Origin of the sequence: Mycobacterium sp. PDNC021 (genome assembly GCF_048282635.1) — a bacterium.
GTDB lineage: Bacteria > Actinomycetota > Actinomycetes > Mycobacteriales > Mycobacteriaceae > Mycobacterium > Mycobacterium llatzerense.
In genome coordinates, this window is record NZ_CP182502.1 from 848,403 (window position 1) to 867,515 (window position 19,113).

The window sequence follows — 19,113 nt, forward strand, 5'->3', positions numbered from 1 at the left end:
AAAGGTTCAACATCAAGCCACTAGCCGAGCGCAACCGGTTGGCGGTCGGTGCGACCGGCATCGTGCTGATCGTCGCCATCGTCGCCGCCGCATTCAGCTACGACAAGATCCCGTTCATCAAGGGGACGTCCGATTATCAGGCGTACTTCGCCGATGCCGGCGGCATCAAGACAGGCAGCGACGTGCGGGTGTCGGGCCTCGGGGTCGGACGCGTCTCGGGAATCCATCTGGAGGGCGCCAAGGTTCGCGTGGATTTCACGGTGCGTGACGGCGTCGACCTCGGCGACCGTACCGAGGCCGCGATCAAGACCGAAACAGTGCTCGGCACAAAAGTGCTGGAGCTGACACCGCGGGGCGACCGAAACCTGGCCGGTCCCATCCCGATTGAACGCACCACGTCGCCGTACGATCTGCCCGCTGCGCTGGGTGACCTGACCACCACGATCAGTGGCCTGGACACCACTCAGCTGTCGTCGGCACTCAAGACGCTGGCGCAGACCTTCCAGAACACCCCGCCCGATCTGAAACTGGCGTTGGAGGGCGTGGCGCGCTTCTCCGACACCCTCGGCACCCGCGATGCGAAGCTGCGCCAGCTGCTCGCCGACGCGGACAAGGTGACGTCCGTGCTGGCCAAGCGCAGCGACCAGATCGCACGTCTGGTGGTGAACACGGACGCGCTGCTGAGTGAGATTCTGTCGCAACGTAACTCGGTCGAGACGCTGATGGTCAATGTCAGCACGGCCACCCAACAGCTGTCCGGTCTGGTCAATGACAATCGGACGCAACTCAAACCCGCCGTCGACAAGCTCAACGGCGTACTGGGCATCCTCGACAATCGCAAGCAGGAACTGCAGCGCACGCTGTACCTGCTGCGCCGGTACGCAATGTCGTTCGGTGAAGTGCTGGGTGCGGGACCGTTCTTCAAAGCGTCACTGGTCAACCTGTTCCCGGGACAGTTCGATCAGCCGTTCGTCGACGCGGCGTTCTCCGATCTGGGTCTGGACCCGAATGTACTGCTGCCGTCGCAGCTGACCGAGCCCGGCGCCGGCCAGCCCGGCATCCCGCCCCTGCCGACGCCATACCCGCGTACCGGCCAAGGTGGACCGCCGAATCTGTTTCTGCCCGATGCGATCACCGGCAATCCAGGAGATCCGCGCTACCCGTATCGCGAGCCGTTGCCCGCACCCGCACCGGGTGGTCCGCCGCCCGGACCGCCGGCGCTGGCCCCGGCTCCCGGCGAGGTGCCCGCACCGACCGTCCCGCCGCCCACCCCGCTACCGCCGTCGAGCCATTCGCCCAGCGGTTCACCGGGTGTGGTTTCGGACCCGGTCTCCCCGGTGGGAGGGCGGTGACAATGGCAGTCGACCTCGGTACGAAAGATCATCGCGGACGCGGGATTTGGCGGATCGCCATCGCAGTGAGTCTCGCTGTGACGCTGACCGTCGCGGTCACCGGACTGGCCCGATCCTGGTGGGTCACCGCCACGACGAGCACCTACGTGGCGTACTTCGCGAACACAAACGGCCTGTACACCGGCGACGACATCCGGATTCTGGGCGTCACCGTCGGTACAGTCGAAAAGGTCGAACCGCAGCCGCGTGCCGCCAAGGTCACCTTCTCGGTGGACTCGCAATACGCACTGCCCGCCGACGTCCGTGCCGCAATCTTGTCGCCGTCACTGGTCAGCGCGCGGGCGATCCAGCTGGTGCCCGCCTACACCAGCGGCCCGAAGCTCGCCGCAGGGTCCACCATCGCTTTGGATCGCACCGTGGTGCCAGTGGAGTGGGACGACTTCCGCCAGCAACTCGAGAAGCTGACGGACTCGCTGCAACCGACCAGCCCCGGCGGTCCCAGTGCGGTAGGCGAATTCATCAACAGCGCCGCGGACAACCTGCGTGGACAGGGAGACACCGCACGCGACACCGTGATCAAGCTGTCCCGCGCGATGTCGGCGCTCGGCGACCACAGCACCGACATCTTCAGTACCGTCCGCAATCTGCAGATGCTGGTGTCCGCACTGTCGTCGAGCAGCGACCTGCTCGCGGACTTCAACACCAATATGGCCGCCATCACCACCGCGTTGTCGAGCACGCCGAACAACATCGCCGACGCGACACGCAATCTGGACACCGCGGTCAAGGATCTGCGCGGGTTCATCGCGGAGAACCGGGAAGGGCTCGGGACTACCTTCGACCATCTGGGCGCGATCACCACGGCACTCAACGACAGCCGCACGGATCTCAAACAGGTCCTGCACATCGCGCCGACGGTGTTCCAGAACTTCACCAACATCTACGACCCCGCGCAGAGCGCCATCACCGGCATCCTGGCGCCGGTGAACTTCGCGGACACGGTTCAATTCCTCTGCGGCGCAATCCAGTCCGCGGCGCGGGAGAACTTCGCTCAGTCGGCCAAGCTGTGCGTGCAGTATCTGGCGCCGATCATCAAGAACCGGCAGTACAACTTCCTGCCGATCGGCGGAAACCCGTTCGTCGGCGCAACTGCCCGGCCCAATGAGGTCACCTACAGCGAGCCGCGGTTGCGGCCGGGCGGGGCTGCGCCGCAAGAGGCCCCGACGCCGGGTCCGCTGCCGGCAGAGGCGCCCGCGGCCGCGCCGACCGATCCGAGCCAGGGACTGGCCGGCCTCATGGTGCCGCCGCAAGGGACACAGCCGTGAAGCGCCTCGTGACCGTGACGCTCATCGTCGTCAGCGTGCTGGTGCTGCCGGGATGCCAATGGCGGGGCCTGAATTCGCTGACGCTGCCCGGCACTGTCGGCGACGGACCGGGCTCGTATGTGATCCAAGCGCAGTTGCCCGACGTCGTGGTGATCCAGCAGAACACCCGGGTTCGTGTCGGCGACGTCAACGTCGGCAACGTCACCAAGATCGAGGTGCAGGACTGGCACGCGCTGGTCACCATGCGGATCGACAGAGATGTCCACCTGCCCGCCAACAGCACCGCCAAGGTCGGGCAGACCAGCCTGCTCGGTTCGATGCACATCGAGCTCAGCCCGCCCACCAACGAACCGCCGCAGGGACAGTTGACCAACGGCGCGGTGATCCCGTTGTCCAGGGCCGCAACGTATCCCACCACGGAGCAGGCCCTCGCGTCGGCGTCGATCCTGCTCAACGGTGGCGGGTTGGCTCAACTGCAGGAGATCAACCAGACCTTCGCGAAAGCGTTGGCCGGGCGCGAGAACGACATGCGCAGTCTGCTGACCCAGCTCGACACGTTCATCGCCCGGCTCAACGCCCAGACCGACGACATCATCTCTGCCACAGAGAATCTGAACTCCCTGGTCGGCCAGGTCGCGGCGAACCAGCGCACCGTCGACAAGGCGCTGACCACCATTCCGCAGGCATTGGCCGTGCTGGCCGAGCAGCGCGCGAACCTCGCCAATGCAATCGACGCCGTCGGGCGGTTCGGCGCCGTTGCCTCGTCGACGGTGACGCAGACCAAGGAGAGCCTGGTCGCGAATCTGCGGAACATGGTGCCGGTGTTGCGGTCGCTGGCCGATGCAGGGCCCGCGCTGACCAAGGGACTGGACTTCCTGTCGACCTACCCGTGGGTGAAAAGCAATCTGGGCAACTGGTTCCGGGGAGACTTCGCCAACATCACGATGGTCATCGACCTGACTTTGAGCAGGCTCGACAGCAGTCTGTTCACCGGAACCCGGTGGGAGGGCAACCTCACCGAACTGGAGATGCAGTGGGGCCGCACCATCGGTCAGATGCCCAGCCCATACACCGCGGGCAACCCACTGATCGCTCCCTACCACTTCGGGGGGTACTGACATGTTGCGTCTGCGCTTGTCCCGCACCGTCTGGACCCAGCTGGCGATCCTCGGTGCCGTCACCGTAATTGCGTGCAGCGTAATGGCATTCGGCTTCGTGCACGTGCCGACGCTGCTCGGGTTCGGCCGATACACCGTGACCGTCGAACTACCCGAATCCGGTGGCTTGTACCCGACATCGGTGGTCACCTACCGCGGCACGGAGATCGGCCGGGTCAGCGCGGTCGATGTCACTGCGGGCGGCGTCCGCGCCGAGCTGAACCTCGACTCGTCGATCAAGGTGCCTGCCGACGTGTCGGCCGCGGTCCACAGCCGCTCGGCCGTCGGCGAGCAGTTCATCGAATTGATCCCTGCGGCAGGCCAATCCGACAGTGGACCGGCACTGCGTAGCGGCGCGACCATCCCGGTCGGGCAGGTACGAATTCCGCCCGATATCGGCAACCTGCTCGATGCCACCAACCGGGCGCTGGCAGCCATCCCGCAGGACAATCTGCGTACCGTCGTCGAGGAAGCCGACAAGGCGGTCAGTGGGCTCGGGCCCGAGTTGTCGCGCATCGTCAACGGCTCGACGGCGCTGGCCACCGAGGCCGGCAAGAACGTCGGCCCGATCACGCAACTGATCGACCAAAGCCCCGCGGTACTGAACTCCCAAGTGCAGACCGCGGATTCGATCGCGACCTGGGCGCAGCGGCTGGCCTCGATCACGGGCCAGTTCAAGGCTCAGAACGTCGCATTCGCCGAGCTGCTGAAGCTCGGGCAACCGACCCTGGACGAGGGCCGGGCCCTGTTCGACAGGTTCGCCCCCGCGCTACCGCTGTTGCTGGCCAACATGGTGAGCCTGGGTGACATCGCGGTCACTTATCGGCACGACATCGAACAACTGCTGGTGTTGTTCCCGCAGGGCACTGCGTTGATGTCGGCCATCGCCGTCGCTGATTCGGACCTCAAGACGCCCTACCGCGGCATCTATCTGGACTTCAAACTGAACATGAATCTGCCGCCACCGTGCAACACCGGGTTCCTGCCGATCAAACAGCAGCGGATACCCAGCGAGGTGGACTACCCGGAGCGGCCGGCCGGTGAGCTGTACTGCCGGGTGCCGCAGGATTCCGACCTGAATGTTCGTGGTGTGCGGAACATTCCGTGCGAGAACAACCCCGCCAAGCGGTCACCGACCGTTGAACTCTGCGAGAGCAACGAGCAGTACGTGCCCCTCAACGACGGTTACGTCTGGAAAGGCGACCCCAACGCCACCCTGACGGGGCAGGGGGTCCCGCAGTACGCACCGGGCACCGATCCACGGCAGCGTCCCGGTGCTCCGCCCGGACCGGCGCCACCGGTGGCCTTCGTGCCCTATGACCCCGCGACCGGTGGGTACGTGGGCCCGGACGGCAAGCCATACACCGACTCAGACCTGGCCACCACCACGAAAGGCAAGACATGGCAGAGCATGCTGACGCCGAACAACTAGATGCGATTGCCGATCTCAGCGACACAGTTGATGAGGCTGACGTAGCGGCGAAACCGTCCTTACGGCAACGGTTGCCGCGAATCTCGCCGGTGGTTGCGGCGGGGCTGGTGCTGGTTGCCGCCGTCGGTGCCCTGGTGGGCTGGCTGGGTTTCCGCGCTCACCAAGCGCAGGAGGGGCAAGCGCTGAAGAACTTGTACGTGCAGACCGCGCGCCAGGCAGCGCTGAACCTGACCACGATCAGCTACACGGAGGCGGACACCGATATCCGGCGGATTCTTGATTCATCCACCGGTGCGTTCCGGGAGGACTTTCAGCGTCGGTCGGAGCCGTTCGTCGCCGTGGTGAAACAGGCCCGATCGAAGTCCGAGGGCACTGTTACCGAGGCCGGCCTGGAGTCGGTGACTGGCGATGTCGCCCAGGTGCTGCTCGCGGTATCGGTGCGAACGTCGTTGGCCGAGGCGCCGGCCGGCCCACCGCGAAACTGGCGCATGCGGATCAGCGTCGCGAAAGACGGTGCCGGCGCCAGAATCTCCAACGTCCAGTTCGTGTCGTGAGACACCAGACGGTCAGGGCAACATGAAGGACAGATCATGACAGTGGACATCGAAGAACGCCCCGTGTCAGTCGACGTGGCCGAGGCAGTCGAGGCCGAACCTGCGGTAGCGCAGAGTGATTCGGGGAGACCGTGGGCGCGGTGGGTTGGGGTGACGCTGGCGGCCGTGGCAATGCTCCTTGCCGTCGTTGCGGGATACCTGAAATGGCAAGATGATTCGGTGCGGCTTGCGCAAACCGCCGCCACCGAGTCGGTGCGGGCAGCCAGCGAGGGCACCGTCGCCATGTTGTCCTATCGCCCCGACACCGTCGACACGGAGCTCAAAGCCGCTGCTGACCGCCTGGCAGGAGGCTTCCGCGGCGAGTACACCAAGTTGGTCGACACGGTGGTGGCCCCCGGGGCCAAGCAGAAGCACATCTCGGCGGTAGCGACGGTGCCTGATGTCGCGTCGGTGTCGGCCACCGAAAATCATGCGGTAGCACTGGTTTTCGTGAACCAGACCACCACCATCGGAAATGATGCTCCCACCGGTTCGACGTCGACCGTGCGGGTCACTCTCGACAAGGTGCACGATCGATGGCTGATTTCGCAGTTCGACCCGGTGTGATCCCCGGGATGCTGGTCGTGGTCGCCGCCGGAATCGGGTGGACGGCGCCGCCGGCCCTTGCTGATCCGGTGACCTACGTGAACAGCGTGAACGCGCGGCCGGGGTTCGCGTTCCCGAGCAGCGATGCTGCCATCGCTTACGGGCACGGCGTGTGCGACAAGATTTCCACGGGCCGCAGCTATGCGCAGATCATCGGTGACATCGGGGCCGAAGTGACCGGCGGCGACCCGAACCTGGCCAATTATCTTGTCGGACAGGCCCTGAATGAACTCTGCCCGGAGCTGATATCGCAGCTCCGCAACTCGGCGGCGAACAACCATTTGGGGGCATCGTGAGTACCCGATTGGTCTGGGTGATGCTGGCCGTCTTCGGCAGTGGTGCCGTGCTTCCGGCCGCCGCGCACGCCGACAACTCCCGCCTGAACAACAGCGTGGTCGCGAACGTCTTCACCATTCAGCACCAGGCCGGGTGCACGAACGATGTCGCGGTCAGCCCGCAGCTGCGGCTCGCGGCGGAGTGGCATGCCAACGACGTGCTGAACAACCGCGACCTGGACGGTGACCTCGGTTCGGACGGGTCGACCCCGCAGACGCGGGCCCAGGCTGCGGGCTTCCGGGGCAAGGTGTTTCAGACGGTGGCGATCAACCGGTCGATCGCGATCAACAACCTGGACGTGCTCAACCAGTGGTACTACGACCCGCCGACCTACGCGATCATGGCGAACTGCGCCAACACCGTCATGGGCGTGTGGTCGGAGAACAGTTTCGACCGTTCGGTGGTCGTTGCCGTGTACGGTCAGCCGGGAGCGTAGAGACTCACCGTCTGGGTCTTTCCCTTGAGCGGGACGGCCGGCCTGGGCACGGTGGCCGCACGCGCTGTGGGGCTCAGCAGGTTCCAGGTGTGCTGGCTCAGCAGGATGGTGTCACCGGTCTGCCGCGTGGCTGACTCGACGCGCGCCGCCACGTTGACCGGGTCGCCGATCACGGTGAAGTCGAACCGCCCGGAGCCGCCGAGGTTTCCCGCGACGACTGTGCCGGAGTTCAAGCCGATGCCGACGTCGGGATCGCCGCCCCGGTCGTGCAGCGCGGCGGCGATTTCGCAGGCTGCCGCCAGCGCCCGGTCGGCATGGTCCGAACAGCGCTGTGGCACACCGAAAACCGCGAGCAGCCCGTCGCCGATGAACTTGTCCACGTACCCGCCGTGCTTGCCGACGATCGGCACGACCGCTGCGAACAACCGGTTCAGCATGGCAACCACTTCCCGTGCCGGTCGCTGTTCTGAGTAGCCGGTGAACCCGCGCACGTCCATGAACAGCGCGGTGACCTCCACTTCCTCGCCCTCTGCCAGCCGGCCTCCGTCGTCGGCGAGGATGTGCTCGACGATGGCCTGGTCGTGGTAGGTGATGAATGCGCTCCGAAGGCGTTCTCGTTCGGCCAGACCTTCGGTCATGGCGTTGAATCCCGTGGCCAGTAAGCCGATTTCATCGGTACTGGTGATCGGCACCCGGACGGTGAAGTCACCGTCACCGACGCGGTCCGCGGCCAGGCGCAGGTCGCGGAGCGGTTCGGTCACCGATCGGGTGACCAGGAGCAGCAGAGGGGAAGCGACTGTTACCGAAATGGCCAGCGACAGGCCGACGCCGATGGCCAGGGTTCGGATGGTGTGTGGACCGACGATTCCCGCGACGATCGTGCCGGCCAGTACCGCGATCAACGGGATGGTGCCGAGCAGCCGGTACGGCAAGCCGACTCGGGCCCGGACTCGTTCGCCGAAGTCCGTCACGTGCCGGCTGATGTCGGCGAGGACCGGGCGCATCATCTGTTCGGTGACCAAGGACCGCAGCGTGAACCAGTAGAACCGGAACAGCATGGCGCCGGGGAGGAATAGCAGGAACGTGATCGGCGGCAGGTGCAGCAGGTGGATCAGTACGACGATCCACAGAAAGTTGAGGCCGGCGAGAAAAAGCAACGACGCCGGCCTCAACATCGGCGCCAACGGAATCTCGGCAGCCGTCCGCCAGATATCGGCGGCTTCGGCAGTACCCGGTTCGTCGAACCACCGTTGCAGCTTGCGCAGATGCGGCGTGATCGCCGCAAAGGTCACCAGGTCGTCGATCAGGTAGATGGTCGCGCCGAGGCAGGTGAGAATCAGTAGGTCGGTGCGGGTGAGGCTGGGCGCGAAGAGCCGGACGAACTGCGGTCCGGCGAATGCCCACACCAGAGACGCGACGATGTAGACGAGCAGGATTGCCCGCCGCTGCAGACGGATTCCGCCGTACCGGTACGGCCGCGCCAGCAGGCGCAGCAGTACCAGACGGCGTCGCGGGTCGTAGGTGGTCAAGGGCGCCCTCCGGCTCAGGAGTGTGTGCCCATCTTCCCGTGGCGGCCCGCAGTTTGTCCCCGATCTAGACCAGGTCGCGCAGCTCCTCGATGAGCTTCACCCGGTCGGTGGTCGTCGCACCCATCGGCACCACGTTGAGCACCGTCACGCCGGATTCACGGAATGCGGCCACGCGTTCCTTCACGAACTCGCGGCTACCGATCAGCGAGATGTCCCGAACCAGTTCGTCGGGAACGACTTTCGCGGCACCGTCCTTGTCGCCGGCCAGGTATAGCTCCTGGATGCGGTCGGCTTCGGCGCCGTAGCCGTACTTGGTGGCCACGTTGTGATAGAAGTTCTTGCCCTTGGCGCCCATGCCGCCGATGTACAGCGCGATGTGGGGCTTGATGAACTCTCGCATGCCTTCGACGTTGTCGCCGATGGCGAGCGCCGGTCCGGCATAGATGTCCATGGGCGGCAGCGTCCCGTCGCGCTTGGCGTAGCCGGCATCCAGGGCATCGCCCCAGACGTCCTTGGCCTTCTCCGGCAGGTAGAAGATCGGCTGCCAGCCTTCGGCGATCTCGGCTGCCAGCTCGACGTTCTTCGGGCCGAGCGCCGCCAACAGCACCGGAATACGTTCGCGGACAGGGTGATTGATCAGCTTGAGCGACTTGCCCAGGCCGGTGCCCTGGCCCTCGGGGAGCGGGATGGTGTAGTGCTTGCCCTGATACTGGAGTCGCTCACGGCGCCACACCTGACGGCAGATTTCGACGACCTCGCGGGTGCGTCCGATCGGGTTGTCGTACGGGACACCGTGGAAGCCCTCGATCACCTGCGGGCCGGATGCGCCGAGGCCCAGGATGTAGCGGCCGTCGGACACGTAGTCGAGACCGGCCGCGGTCATGGCCGTCAGGGTCGGGGTGCGCGTGTAGAGCTGCAGGATGCCCGAGGCCAGCTCGACCCGCTCGGTGGCGGCGGCGAGGTAGCCGAGCGCGCTGATGGCGTCGAACGAGTACGCCTCGGGGACGAAAACGACGTCCAGTCCGGCCTTTTCGAGTTCGGCGACCTCGGCCACGACCTCCTTGAAGCCGCCGGCGTAGTTGATGCCCAGACCGATCTTCATGCTCATTGCTCCTTCGCTGCGAGGGCCGCCATCTCTTCAGCGGCCTCCGCTTGGATCTGGGGGAACTGGGCGCCCATCGCCTCGGAGAGTGCCATGGCGCCGGACAGCGGCCGGATCATAACCATGAAGTCGTCGATCAGGCCCTCGTCGTCGACGTGGATGAAGTCGCACCCGTTGACCGTCTTGCCGGCCACGGTGGCCTCGAAAACGAGTGCGTGGCTGCCCGTTTCGGGATCGTTGATTTCACGGACGTAGCGGAAATCCTCGAAAACCCGCATCACGCCGCGAAGGATCGCGGCGGTGATCGGCTTGCCGGGATAGGGCTTGAAGGCAACGGGGCTCGTGAACACCACGTCGTCGGCCAGACACGACACCATCGCCGCGGGGTCGTGGGCTTCGACGGCCTTGCGGAATGCCTGCATCGCATACCTCGCATAGTCAATTTGTTGATTAGGTATCGGTGACGCTAGCGGGACAAGGTCGGCATGTCTATATGTGACTAATCACTTTGTTGACTACTAGACTCTCCAGCATGGCTCTGCGTGACGCCGTCTTGGCGGCCCTGCTCGACAGTGAGGCCTCGGGATATGACCTGGCCAAGGGCTTCGACGCGTCCGTCGCCAACTTCTGGATGGCCACCCCGCAGCAGCTGTACCGGGAACTGGACCGCCTCGCCGCCGACGGGCTGATCGAGGCCCGCGTCGTCGAACAGGAACGCCGGCCCAACAAGCGGATGTTCACCCTGACCGACGCCGGGCGGGCCGCCGTGCACGATTTCACCGAAGCCACGCCCAAGCCGCTGGCCATGCGCGACGACCTGCTGGTCCAGGTCTCCACCGTCGACAGCGGCAATGACGTGGCGGTGTGTGCGGGCCTGCGCGATCGAATCCAGTGGTCCACAAAGCAACTCGACCTCTATGAGCGAATCCGCACCCGGATACTGGGTGGCCGCAGCGAAGCGGTGTTCTTGGCCGAGGCGGATCGGGTCGGGCCCTACTTGACGCTGATGCGCGGTATCTCGTTCGAGCAGGAGAACCTGCGATGGGCGCAAACGGCGCTGGCGGTCATCGAGCGGCGGCCGCCGCGGCGTTAACATCGGGTATGCCCGTCTGGGAGCTGGGTCCGGCGCAGATGATGGTCGTCGGCACCTTCGGCGACCTGGACCTTCACCACCATCCCGCGGTGCAGGTCGGCGTCGGGTTGACCGGCCCGCTGACTGTCCGAACGGACGATGTCGAGGCCCGGAACGGATACGTCGTCGTCATCGCGAGCGGCGCCGGCCACGCGGTCTGGTCTGAACCCACCGATCTGACGTTGGCGCTCTACCTGGCGCCACACAGCTGGCCCGGGGCGGCACTGCACGCCCTGAGCCGCAGCGAGTCCCGCGACGGCATCTGGTTTCCGTCCGGCGGCCAGCAGCTGGCTCGCGCTGTCGAATCGGCGCTCGATGCCGGTCCCGAAACGGCCGCCGCGTGTTTGGTCGACAGTCTGTGCGGTGCCCCCGAGGAACAGCCGGGATTACATCCCCAGCTGAGGCAGGCGATGGACCTGATTTACAGTGGCACAACTGATTCCGTGGATTTGGCATCGGTCGCCCATGAGGTGGCGGTGTCGCCCGACTACCTCGGCCGCCTGTGCCGGCAGCAGACCGGGGTGTCCTTCTCGGCAGCCACCCGCTGGGCCAGACTGATTTCCGGGCTGAAGCATCTCGCCGACGGCGAACAGGTCACCGATGCCGCACACCTGGCGGGATTCGCCGACGGGTCCCATGCCAACCGGGTGTGCCGCGAGATGACCGGCGCTGCGCCGTCGGAGATCGCCCGGGCGCTGCGGAATTCGACGGATCCGTCCAAGCAGTGATGCCGTCGGCGGCTCCATACTCGAAGCACCCTACGAGGAGGAGACCGCAATGCCGGTGATGTCCAAAGTCGAGCGGGCATTCTGCTGCGGCGCCATGTGGCGAACCACCACCCGTGCCGTCCTCGACATGCTGCCCACCGATCGGCTCGGGGAGCAGCTGCTCGAAATCGGTTCAGGCAGTGGCGCGATCGCGGAGGGGCTGTCTTCGGCACGTCCCGGCTTGTCGATCACGGCGACGGATCTGGACCCCGTGATGGTCGACGCGGCGACGCACAGATTGAAAGACAATCCGCACGTCACCGTGCAGAGCGCCGATGCCACCCGCTTGCCGTTCGACGACGATGAATTCGATTCGGTGGTCAGTTGCCTGATGATGCACCACGTCATCGAGTGGGAGGCCGCGGTCGCCGAGATCGCCCGGGTACTCAAACCCGGCGGACTGTTCGTCGGCTACGACCTCACGCGGACACCGGTCGCTACCGCGGTGCACCGGGTGGACCGGTCGCCGTTCCGGCTGGTGAACCCCGATGAGCTGGTTGTCGAGGGGCGGAGCAATGGGCTCCGTATCGATACGAGTACCAAGGTGTTTGGGCACGTGATGCAGTTCAGTGCCACCAAGACCTGACAGTGAGTAGGTTGGTCTGCAGTCGGCGGGGGAGGAACACATGCGGGGTCTGGTCAACTGCGGAGCGGCACTCGCGGTGGCAGTGCTGGCTGCGGGCTGCGGCGGCGGGTCTACACAGTCCAGCCCAGGCACCACCTCGTCTGCCAAACCAGCGACCTCGACGGCACCGCCACCGCCGGCGATCGTCGCCCCGGCGCAGCTGAAGCCGGGGTCCTACCCGGCCAAGGCCCATGAGCCCTACGGCACCGCGGGTGCCCCCGAGGTCGGCGCGAAGGTCGAGGCGCAACAGTTGGCCGGTTACGTGGTAGGGCCGTGGGAGGTCGACAGCACCCTCACCGAGCCTTATCTGTCAACGTATTTCGTGATCGACACGCCGGGTGCGCTGGCGCAGTTCGGACCCGAGAGCATTGCCTCCGCTGCCGGTCGGCACAACTTCATCGACGGATTCGCCTCGGCGCGGGAGTCCGCGACCAAGTCCGTATTGATCAACGGCGTGCTGCGGTTCGCCGGACCGGCGGATGCCACCGCCGCGGCCAGTGAGATGAATGCGGCGGCCCTGCAGCTCAAGATCCGCGGCGCGGAGCCGAAACCTGTTGCACTCCCCGAGCATCCGGATGCGCTGGCGTCGACCTATGACGTCGATTCCCGTGGCGCGAAGGTGACCACCGCCCGGTCGTTCACGGCGCGCGGGCCGTATGTCCTGATCCAACTGGCGCAGTCGACAGGCGGTCCGGATCCGGCCGTCGCGTTGGTGGCCAAGGCGATAGGCGCCCAGGTCGGTGCGATCGAGCCGTTCAAACCGGCACCTGAGCTGGCGGCGGTGCGGGTCGACCCGACGGGACTCCTAGCGTTGACGTTGCTGACCGATTCGCCCCGCAACTCCCAGAACGCCGTCTACTCCGGTACCGGCGCCTTGCACTTCCAGAGCAACCCCATCACTTCGAGCAAGGTGTTCCAGGACAACGGCGTGACGGGGTTCGCGCGGGGGAAGACCAGTGTGTATCAGGCCAAGGACCCGTCGTCAGCGGTGAACGTGGCGAACGCCTTCGGTAAAGAGGTGTCGGTCGACGGGACCGAGACGGCCGATCCGGTGCCGGCACTGACGCTCAGCCGCTGCATCTTGTTGGCCAACCCGAAGCAGTTCTACTGTGTCGCGCCGGCGGGCAATTACGCCATCGAGGCGCGTGGCGCCGAACTGAAAGACGTACACGAACAGGTTGCCGCGCAATACATTCTGTTGACAGCTAAGCCTTAGCGGAGCCGTTCAGCGACAGGCCGGTGGTCGACTGCAAGAGGCAGATGACCGTGCTCGGTAGCGGCGTGTGTCCCGTCCGGTCCATGTTGGAGTCGATCAGGTAGGTCGAGGTGTACCCGCCGTTCTGGCCGGTGTACTGCGTCAGACCCGCCGCGCACCGCTGATCGGCGACACCGGAGACGGCGTCGTTGACCGCGACGCTGGCCCGGAGGAAGACCTCGGCGATATGTGGTGCGGAACAGTCGACCAGGGTCACCTCCACGACGCTCGGGTCGGTGGGCGGGGGCGTGTTCAGGCAGTCGCCGACCTGCAGATCGACCCACTTGGCCTGCCGCGCATTCGGTTTGATCGGCACGATGGGGACCGGTGAGGGTAGCGGGGCCGCGGTCGTGGTCTGCGAAGGTACCGGGCTCGATGTGCTCGCCGACGGCGTCGCCGACGTATTCGAACCACAGGCCGCGAGCAGCGACATTGCCGCGACCTGCCACACGAGCCTATGTCGGCGAACTGTCATGCTGATCATGTTAGTGCTTCGGGGCGGCAATCACGTTGATATCCAACGTGATTGCCGTGGAGTGAAGGTCACTTGCCGCAGCCGGATCGGATCCCGAATATTTCGGCCAGCACCCCCGACAGCGTCGCGGCAGGATCGGGTGGCAATGTCTCGGCACGCCATGCGACGAACGCATCCGGTCGGATCAGCAGGGCACCGTCGGTTTGCAAGCCGGTCGCGGCGAGCCACGCCGGCCGATCATCTGCTGGAATCGTCTGCACAGCAACGCCTTCCGGTGCAGCACGATTCCAGTTGCCGGTGTCGTCCGAGATCAGGAGGGCGCACTCGGTGCCGACGAGATCCAACGTGGAAACGCGGCCGCCTTGCAGCCACACGTGTGGCATCCGGGTACCCGGCTGTCCGCGCAACTCGGTCACGAGCTCGGGTTGCGCCCCGCTGGGTGGGGTGTCGGCGATGACCGCCGTCGACCGGTACCGATACCCCGCCAACAGCGCGAACATCGGCTGTTCTTCATCGACGTCGAAGCCCGAGGGGGCATCGAAGTCCAGGGTCGCGAGGATCGGTCCGGTCAGCGACTGCCGGCTGCTGAACATCCCTACCGGATGCCGTTCGTCGTGATAGGTGGCCAGGAGTGCAGGGTCGGCGCGGCCCTGCAGCGCAGCGGCCAGTTTCCAGGCCAGATTGTCGGCACTCTGGATCGCGACGTTGGCACCACCGGCCCGGAAAGGCGGCATCGCATGGGCGGAATCGCCGACGAAGAAGGTGCGGCCGCACAAGAATGACGCGGCCACCCTTTGGTGCGGCTGCCACGGTGTGACGTCGATGATCTCGATGTCGATCGGCTCGCCCACTGCCGCCAGGATCAGGTCACGGCAGCGTTGCTCGGTGAACTGGTCGGCGGACTGCCCACGCTGCGGAAAATAGGTGGTGATGAACAGGCAGAGATCACCGTCCGCCGGGACGAAGATGCCGTCCACCCCGGTGCTTTTCACTTGCACGCTGGCACCGTCGCCGAGGTGCGGGACGAACTGGAGCCAGGGGCCGCGGAAGTAGATGAACACCACGTAGATCGGCAGCGTGTCGAGGCCGGTCGTGTGGACGCCAAGGGTGCTTCTGATGCTGCTGTGTACACCGTCGGCGGCGACGAGGTAGTCGGCGCGTATCGCGGTTCTCTGGCCGGACGCGATGTCACGCAGCACAGCGCTGACTCCCGATGCGTCCTGGTCGAGGGACGCCAGTTCGGTGCTGTACCGGACTTCGCCGTCACGATTTCTGATGTGGCGCAGAAGGATTGGCTCCAGCCGACTCTGTGGACAGTATTGGATCGCCGGTTCGGGGCTGAGGCGGTCCAGCCCGGCGAAGATGGCGCCGATGTCGAGGGCGGGCAGTTCTTCCGAACTGTTCAGGGCCGGCTTGATCACCATGTCCGCAGTCTGGGCGCCGACCGCGTGCACCTCGTCGGACAGTCCCAACCCGCGCAAGATTTCCAGCGTGCGGAAACTCAGGTTGCGGGCCTTCGGATAGCGGAAGAGCTCTGGGCGCTTCTCGGCGACGAGGGACTCGACACCGTGCTTGGCCAGCAGGGCGGCGGTCGCCAGCCCGGCCGCACCGGCGCCGACGATCAGAACGGGCGTGCGTTGGGTAGTCATCGGGGCCTCCCGAATTGAATGGAACTAATTAGTTCCGTTCAACGGTGACACGGTTTCCGACCGGGCGCAAGCCCTAACAGTCAGGAAGGCGACGCAGTGGCCAGCGGCAGCACCACGTCGTCCAGCACCCGCCGGACGTAGATGCGGTCGATGGGGCGCCCGGAGATCATCCGCAGGATGTTGAGCCCGAGGACTGCGTCGGGCAACAGCGTCAGATCGCGCGCGGTGGAGATCTCACCGCGGGCGACGGCCCGATCGAGGATTGAGCGCAGCACTTGGCGCGGCACGCTCAGCACCAGATCGTCGAGGGCTGCCGACAGTACGGGGTCGCGCATCGCCGCCGTCGCGACCCCGACCACCACGCGAATCGTGTCGATGTCCTTGGCGTCGTAGTCGGGAACAGCATCCACCAGGGCGTCCAGGTCGCCGCGCAACGAGCCGGTGTCGGGGGTGGGTGGCGTCCCGAGCGAGCGTCGCCAGTGCGCGATGGCCTGTGCCACGACCTCGCCTTTCGACGACCAGCGCCGGTAGATCGCCGCCTTGCCGACCCCGGCGCGCGCCGCCAGGTCATCCATCGTCATCCGGTCGTAGCCCAACTCGGTGACCGCCGCCAGGGTCGCGTCGAGGATCGTGGCCTCCAGCGTCGGATCCCAGCGACCGGCCGCACGCTTGGGAGCTCGACTGGTCGGCATGGGACGCTCCTCGTTTCAGTGGAACAAGACAGTTCCGCAACTGTAGAGCGACTCCCCGTCGATGTCCGCGATCTCGCCCAGCCTCTGTGCATCGAACGCCGGCGATGATCGGCCGATACCATCGCAGTACCCGCGAATCCAGGAGGCCGGCATGCCCGAATACACCGTCGGTGACTACCTGCTGGACCGGCTCGCGGAACTCGGCGCCACCGAAATATTCGGGGTCCCAGGTGATTTCAATCTGGAGCTGCTCGACCATGTGATCGCGCATCCGGATATCCGGTGGGTCGGCAGCGCCAACGAGCTCAACGCCGGATACGCCGCCGACGGCTACGGGAGGCTGCGGGGCATGGCGGCTCTGATCACCACGTTCGGCGTCGGAGAGCTGTCCGCGGCCAACGCGATCGCGGGCAGCTACGCCGAGCACGTGCCGGTGGTGCACATCGTCGGCACGCCATCCATCGACGTTCAGGGCTCCCGCCGGGTGATCCACCACTCGCTCGGGGACGGCGACTTCGACCACTTCCTCCGCATCGCCCGCGAAATCACCTGCGCACAAGCCAAACTCGTGCCGGCCACCGCCACTCGCGAGATCGACCGGGTGCTGTCCGAGGTGCATGAGCGCAAGCTGCCCGGCTACCTGATGCTGGCCACCGACGTTGCCCGGTTCCCCGTCGAACCGCCGACCGGACCCCTGCCGCGGTACACCAGTGGCACCAGCCCACGGGCGCTGGCGCTGTTCACTGCGGCGGCCGCCCGTCTCATCGGCGAGCACCAGTTGACCGTGCTGGCGGATCTGTTGGTGCACCGACTGGAAGCCGTCCCGCAGCTGGAGGCACTGCTGGCGGCCGACGTCGTCCCGCACGCCACGCTGATGTGGGGCAAGAGCCTGGTCGACGAGTCGGCGCCAGAGTTCCTCGGCATCTACGCGGGCACCTCCAGTCAGGAGTCGGTCCGTCGGGCCATTGAAGAGGCCCCGGTGCTGGTCACCGCCGGGGTTCAGTTCACCGACATGGTGAGCGCATCGTTCACGCAGCAGATCGACCCCATGCGGACCATCGACATCGGCCCCAATCAGAGCGTCGTGGCGGGTGAAGTCTTTGCGCCACTGGAGATGTCGGCGGCACTCGATGCGATCACCGGCATCCTGAAGGGCCGGCCCACCCGGTCGCCGGCGGTGCCCCAGCCCATACCCGATGGGTCTGATCCGGTGCTCGAGCCGGATCAGCCACTGACGCAGAAAGCCCTGTGGGACAAGGTTTGTGGCGCCCTCACCCCGGGCAACGTGGTCTTGGCCGAGCAGGGCACGTCGTACTACGGCATGGCCCGACACCGACTGCCCAGCGGCGTGGCGTTCATCGGTCAGCCGCTGTGGGCGTCCATCGGTTACACCCTGCCGGCCGCGCTCGGCGCGGGCCTGGCCGAACGGAGCCGTCGTCCGGTGTTGCTGATCGGGGACGGTGCGGCGCAGTTGACGATCCAGGAACTCGGCCAGTTCGGGCGCGAAGGCGTGCCCGCGGTGGTGATCCTGGTGAACAACGACGGCTACACCGTCGAGCGCGCGATCCACGGTCCCACCGCAGAGTACAACGACATCGTCAGCTGGCGGTGGCGCGACATTCCGGCAGCTCTCGGCATCCGAAACCCGTTGTCCCACCGCGCCACCACCTGCGGAGAGCTGGACGCCGCCTTGGCCGACGCGGCAGCACATCCGAACGATCTGGTCTTCATCGAAGCCGTGGTGACCGCGCTGGATGTGCCGCCGCTACTGGAGGAACTCGCCGAGGCAATCGCCAAGGCGAACGAGGCTACTTAGCGCCCAGATAGGCGTCAGCCCAGGCGCCGATGATCCGTCCCGCTCGCTTGGCCTGGCCAGGTCCGGTGAGCAGGTGCTCGGTGCCCTCCAGCGAGACGAAGCTGCGCGGGTGCCGGGCAGTCCGGAAAATCTCACTGGCGTTCTCGATGCCCACGGTGTTGTCGGTCGGCGAGTGCAGGATCAGCAGCGGCAGGTGCAGCTCCTTGATCTTGCTGTGCAGCTTGGCCGCGCGGACATCCTCCACGAAGTCGCGCTTGAGGGTCAGTTCACGCCCGCCGACCATCCACTGTGCGCTGCCGTTCGCGAGCACGCAGTCGAGAATGTCGTCGTACTGCTTCTCGACATGCGATGGGTCGATGGGCGCACCGACGGTCACCACCGCGCGGACGCCAGGCGCCTGCCGCGCAGCGGACAGGACCGACGCCCCGCCGAACGAGTGCCCGACCAACAACGCCGAAGGCGTGCCGCGCTCGGTCATGAACTTGCACGCCTCGATGACGTCGTTGGTCTTGTGGGTGAAGGACCCGTCGCCCCAGTGGCCTTCCGAGTCGCCCAGCCCGATGGCGTCGAAGCGAAGCATCCCGATGCCGTCGGATGCCAGCTGCTTGCAGATGCGTGCCGCGGCGGGGGAGTCCTTGCCGAGCGTGAAGCCGTGGGAGAAGACGCCCCAACCGCGCGGGGTGCCTTCAGGTAGGTCGATGATCCCGGCCAGCATGGGGCCGGTGGAACTCTGGAACTTGACGCGTTCAGCCACGGGACGGGTTTATCACGTGTGGCAAGCCGGACGTGGCCGATTCTTTGCTGGAGGCCATCGGTAGGGTGGAGGTTTCACGG

General features: G+C 66.0%; 20 protein-coding genes. 13 read left to right on the top strand and 7 right to left on the bottom strand.

Annotated features, from left to right (window positions below; translation table 11 throughout):
• The first annotated feature begins 11 nt into the window (after positions 1–11).
• The 8 genes from ACNO8X_RS03920 to ACNO8X_RS03955 are packed head-to-tail and all read left to right on the top strand — an operon-like array spanning position 12 to position 7,237.
• The gene (locus tag ACNO8X_RS03920) at positions 12–1,352 is read left to right on the top strand and encodes an MCE family protein (RefSeq protein ID WP_418005766.1); all 1,341 of its coding nucleotides are present in this window, start codon (positions 12–14) and stop codon (positions 1,350–1,352) included.
• Between the two features lie 2 nt (positions 1,353–1,354).
• Positions 1,355–2,677 carry an MCE family protein gene (locus ACNO8X_RS03925; RefSeq protein WP_418004238.1) on the top strand — a complete coding sequence of 441 codons (1,323 nt, stop codon included), beginning with the start codon at positions 1,355–1,357 and terminating at the stop codon, positions 2,675–2,677.
• Positions 2,674–3,795 carry a virulence factor Mce family protein gene (locus tag ACNO8X_RS03930; RefSeq protein ID WP_418004239.1) on the top strand — a complete coding sequence of 374 codons (1,122 nt, stop codon included), beginning with the start codon at positions 2,674–2,676 and terminating at the stop codon, positions 3,793–3,795. The genes ACNO8X_RS03925 and ACNO8X_RS03930 overlap by 4 nt, the downstream gene beginning before the upstream one ends.
• Position 3,796: 1 nt before the next feature.
• A complete protein-coding gene (locus ACNO8X_RS03935; protein WP_418004240.1) occupies positions 3,797–5,266 on the top strand; it encodes an MCE family protein in 1,470 nt (489 codons plus the stop codon).
• Positions 5,236–5,820 (top strand): mammalian cell entry protein, encoded by a 585-nt coding sequence (locus tag ACNO8X_RS03940; RefSeq protein ID WP_418004241.1) that lies wholly within the window; start codon positions 5,236–5,238, stop codon positions 5,818–5,820. The genes ACNO8X_RS03935 and ACNO8X_RS03940 overlap by 31 nt, the downstream gene beginning before the upstream one ends.
• A gap of 36 nt (positions 5,821–5,856) precedes the next feature.
• On the top strand, positions 5,857–6,426 hold the full coding sequence (locus ACNO8X_RS03945) for a hypothetical protein (RefSeq protein ID WP_418004242.1): 570 nt from the start codon (positions 5,857–5,859) through the stop codon (positions 6,424–6,426).
• A gap of 8 nt (positions 6,427–6,434) precedes the next feature.
• On the top strand, positions 6,435–6,761 hold the full coding sequence (locus ACNO8X_RS03950) for a DUF732 domain-containing protein (protein WP_418004243.1): 327 nt from the start codon (positions 6,435–6,437) through the stop codon (positions 6,759–6,761).
• Positions 6,758–7,237, top strand: coding sequence for a CAP domain-containing protein (locus ACNO8X_RS03955; protein ID WP_418004244.1), 480 nt, complete (start codon positions 6,758–6,760; stop codon positions 7,235–7,237). Before ACNO8X_RS03950 ends, ACNO8X_RS03955 begins: the two co-directional genes overlap by 4 nt.
• On the opposite strand, the gene ACNO8X_RS03960 is transcribed toward ACNO8X_RS03955, so the two are convergent.
• The 3 genes from ACNO8X_RS03960 to ACNO8X_RS03970 all read right to left on the bottom strand — a co-directional run bounded on the left by ACNO8X_RS03960 (position 7,222) and on the right by ACNO8X_RS03970 (position 10,290).
• Entirely contained in the window at positions 7,222–8,766 is a 1,545-nt protein-coding gene (locus tag ACNO8X_RS03960; protein WP_418004245.1) for an adenylate/guanylate cyclase domain-containing protein, read from the bottom strand. The genes ACNO8X_RS03955 and ACNO8X_RS03960 overlap by 16 nt on opposite strands.
• Positions 8,767–8,830: 64 nt before the next feature.
• Positions 8,831–9,868: an LLM class F420-dependent oxidoreductase gene (locus ACNO8X_RS03965; RefSeq protein WP_418005768.1), complete on the bottom strand. Its 1,038-nt coding sequence runs from the start codon at positions 9,866–9,868 to the stop codon at positions 8,831–8,833.
• A gap of 2 nt (positions 9,869–9,870) precedes the next feature.
• Positions 9,871–10,290 carry a nuclear transport factor 2 family protein gene (locus ACNO8X_RS03970; protein ID WP_418004246.1) on the bottom strand — a complete coding sequence of 140 codons (420 nt, stop codon included), beginning with the start codon at positions 10,288–10,290 and terminating at the stop codon, positions 9,871–9,873.
• 110 nt (positions 10,291–10,400) lie between these two features.
• Between ACNO8X_RS03970 and ACNO8X_RS03975 the strand changes: the two genes are divergently transcribed.
• From ACNO8X_RS03975 to ACNO8X_RS03990, 4 genes are read left to right on the top strand one after another with little or no spacing between them, the layout of a single operon-like run.
• The gene (locus ACNO8X_RS03975; protein ID WP_418004247.1) at positions 10,401–10,961 is read left to right on the top strand and encodes a PadR family transcriptional regulator; all 561 of its coding nucleotides are present in this window, start codon (positions 10,401–10,403) and stop codon (positions 10,959–10,961) included.
• An 8-nt stretch (positions 10,962–10,969) separates the two neighbouring features.
• Positions 10,970–11,728: a helix-turn-helix domain-containing protein gene (locus ACNO8X_RS03980; protein WP_418004248.1), complete on the top strand. Its 759-nt coding sequence runs from the start codon at positions 10,970–10,972 to the stop codon at positions 11,726–11,728.
• Complete coding sequence (locus ACNO8X_RS03985) at positions 11,712–12,353, top strand: class I SAM-dependent methyltransferase (protein ID WP_418005769.1); 642 nt, start codon at positions 11,712–11,714, stop codon at positions 12,351–12,353. Before ACNO8X_RS03980 ends, ACNO8X_RS03985 begins: the two co-directional genes overlap by 17 nt.
• Before the next feature lie 40 nt (positions 12,354–12,393).
• Positions 12,394–13,608, top strand: coding sequence for a hypothetical protein (locus ACNO8X_RS03990; RefSeq protein ID WP_418004249.1), 1,215 nt, complete (start codon positions 12,394–12,396; stop codon positions 13,606–13,608).
• Here ACNO8X_RS03990 and ACNO8X_RS03995 read toward each other — a convergent pair.
• From ACNO8X_RS03995 to ACNO8X_RS04005, 3 genes are all read right to left on the bottom strand, one after another.
• Positions 13,598–14,122 (bottom strand): hypothetical protein, encoded by a 525-nt coding sequence (locus ACNO8X_RS03995; protein WP_418004250.1) that lies wholly within the window; start codon positions 14,120–14,122, stop codon positions 13,598–13,600. The genes ACNO8X_RS03990 and ACNO8X_RS03995 overlap by 11 nt on opposite strands.
• Before the next feature lie 68 nt (positions 14,123–14,190).
• Positions 14,191–15,771 carry an FAD-dependent monooxygenase gene (locus tag ACNO8X_RS04000; RefSeq protein WP_418004251.1) on the bottom strand — a complete coding sequence of 527 codons (1,581 nt, stop codon included), beginning with the start codon at positions 15,769–15,771 and terminating at the stop codon, positions 14,191–14,193.
• 80 nt (positions 15,772–15,851) lie between these two features.
• Positions 15,852–16,463 (bottom strand): TetR/AcrR family transcriptional regulator, encoded by a 612-nt coding sequence (locus tag ACNO8X_RS04005; RefSeq protein ID WP_418004252.1) that lies wholly within the window; start codon positions 16,461–16,463, stop codon positions 15,852–15,854.
• Positions 16,464–16,614: 151 nt separating this feature from the next.
• On the opposite strand from ACNO8X_RS04005, the gene ACNO8X_RS04010 reads away from it, so the two are divergent.
• Entirely contained in the window at positions 16,615–18,279 is a 1,665-nt protein-coding gene (locus tag ACNO8X_RS04010; RefSeq protein WP_418004253.1) for an alpha-keto acid decarboxylase family protein, read from the top strand.
• On the opposite strand, the gene ACNO8X_RS04015 is transcribed toward ACNO8X_RS04010, so the two are convergent.
• Positions 18,272–19,033 carry an alpha/beta hydrolase family protein gene (locus ACNO8X_RS04015; protein ID WP_043391812.1) on the bottom strand — a complete coding sequence of 254 codons (762 nt, stop codon included), beginning with the start codon at positions 19,031–19,033 and terminating at the stop codon, positions 18,272–18,274. The genes ACNO8X_RS04010 and ACNO8X_RS04015 overlap by 8 nt on opposite strands.
• Between the last annotated feature and the right edge of the window lie 80 nt (positions 19,034–19,113).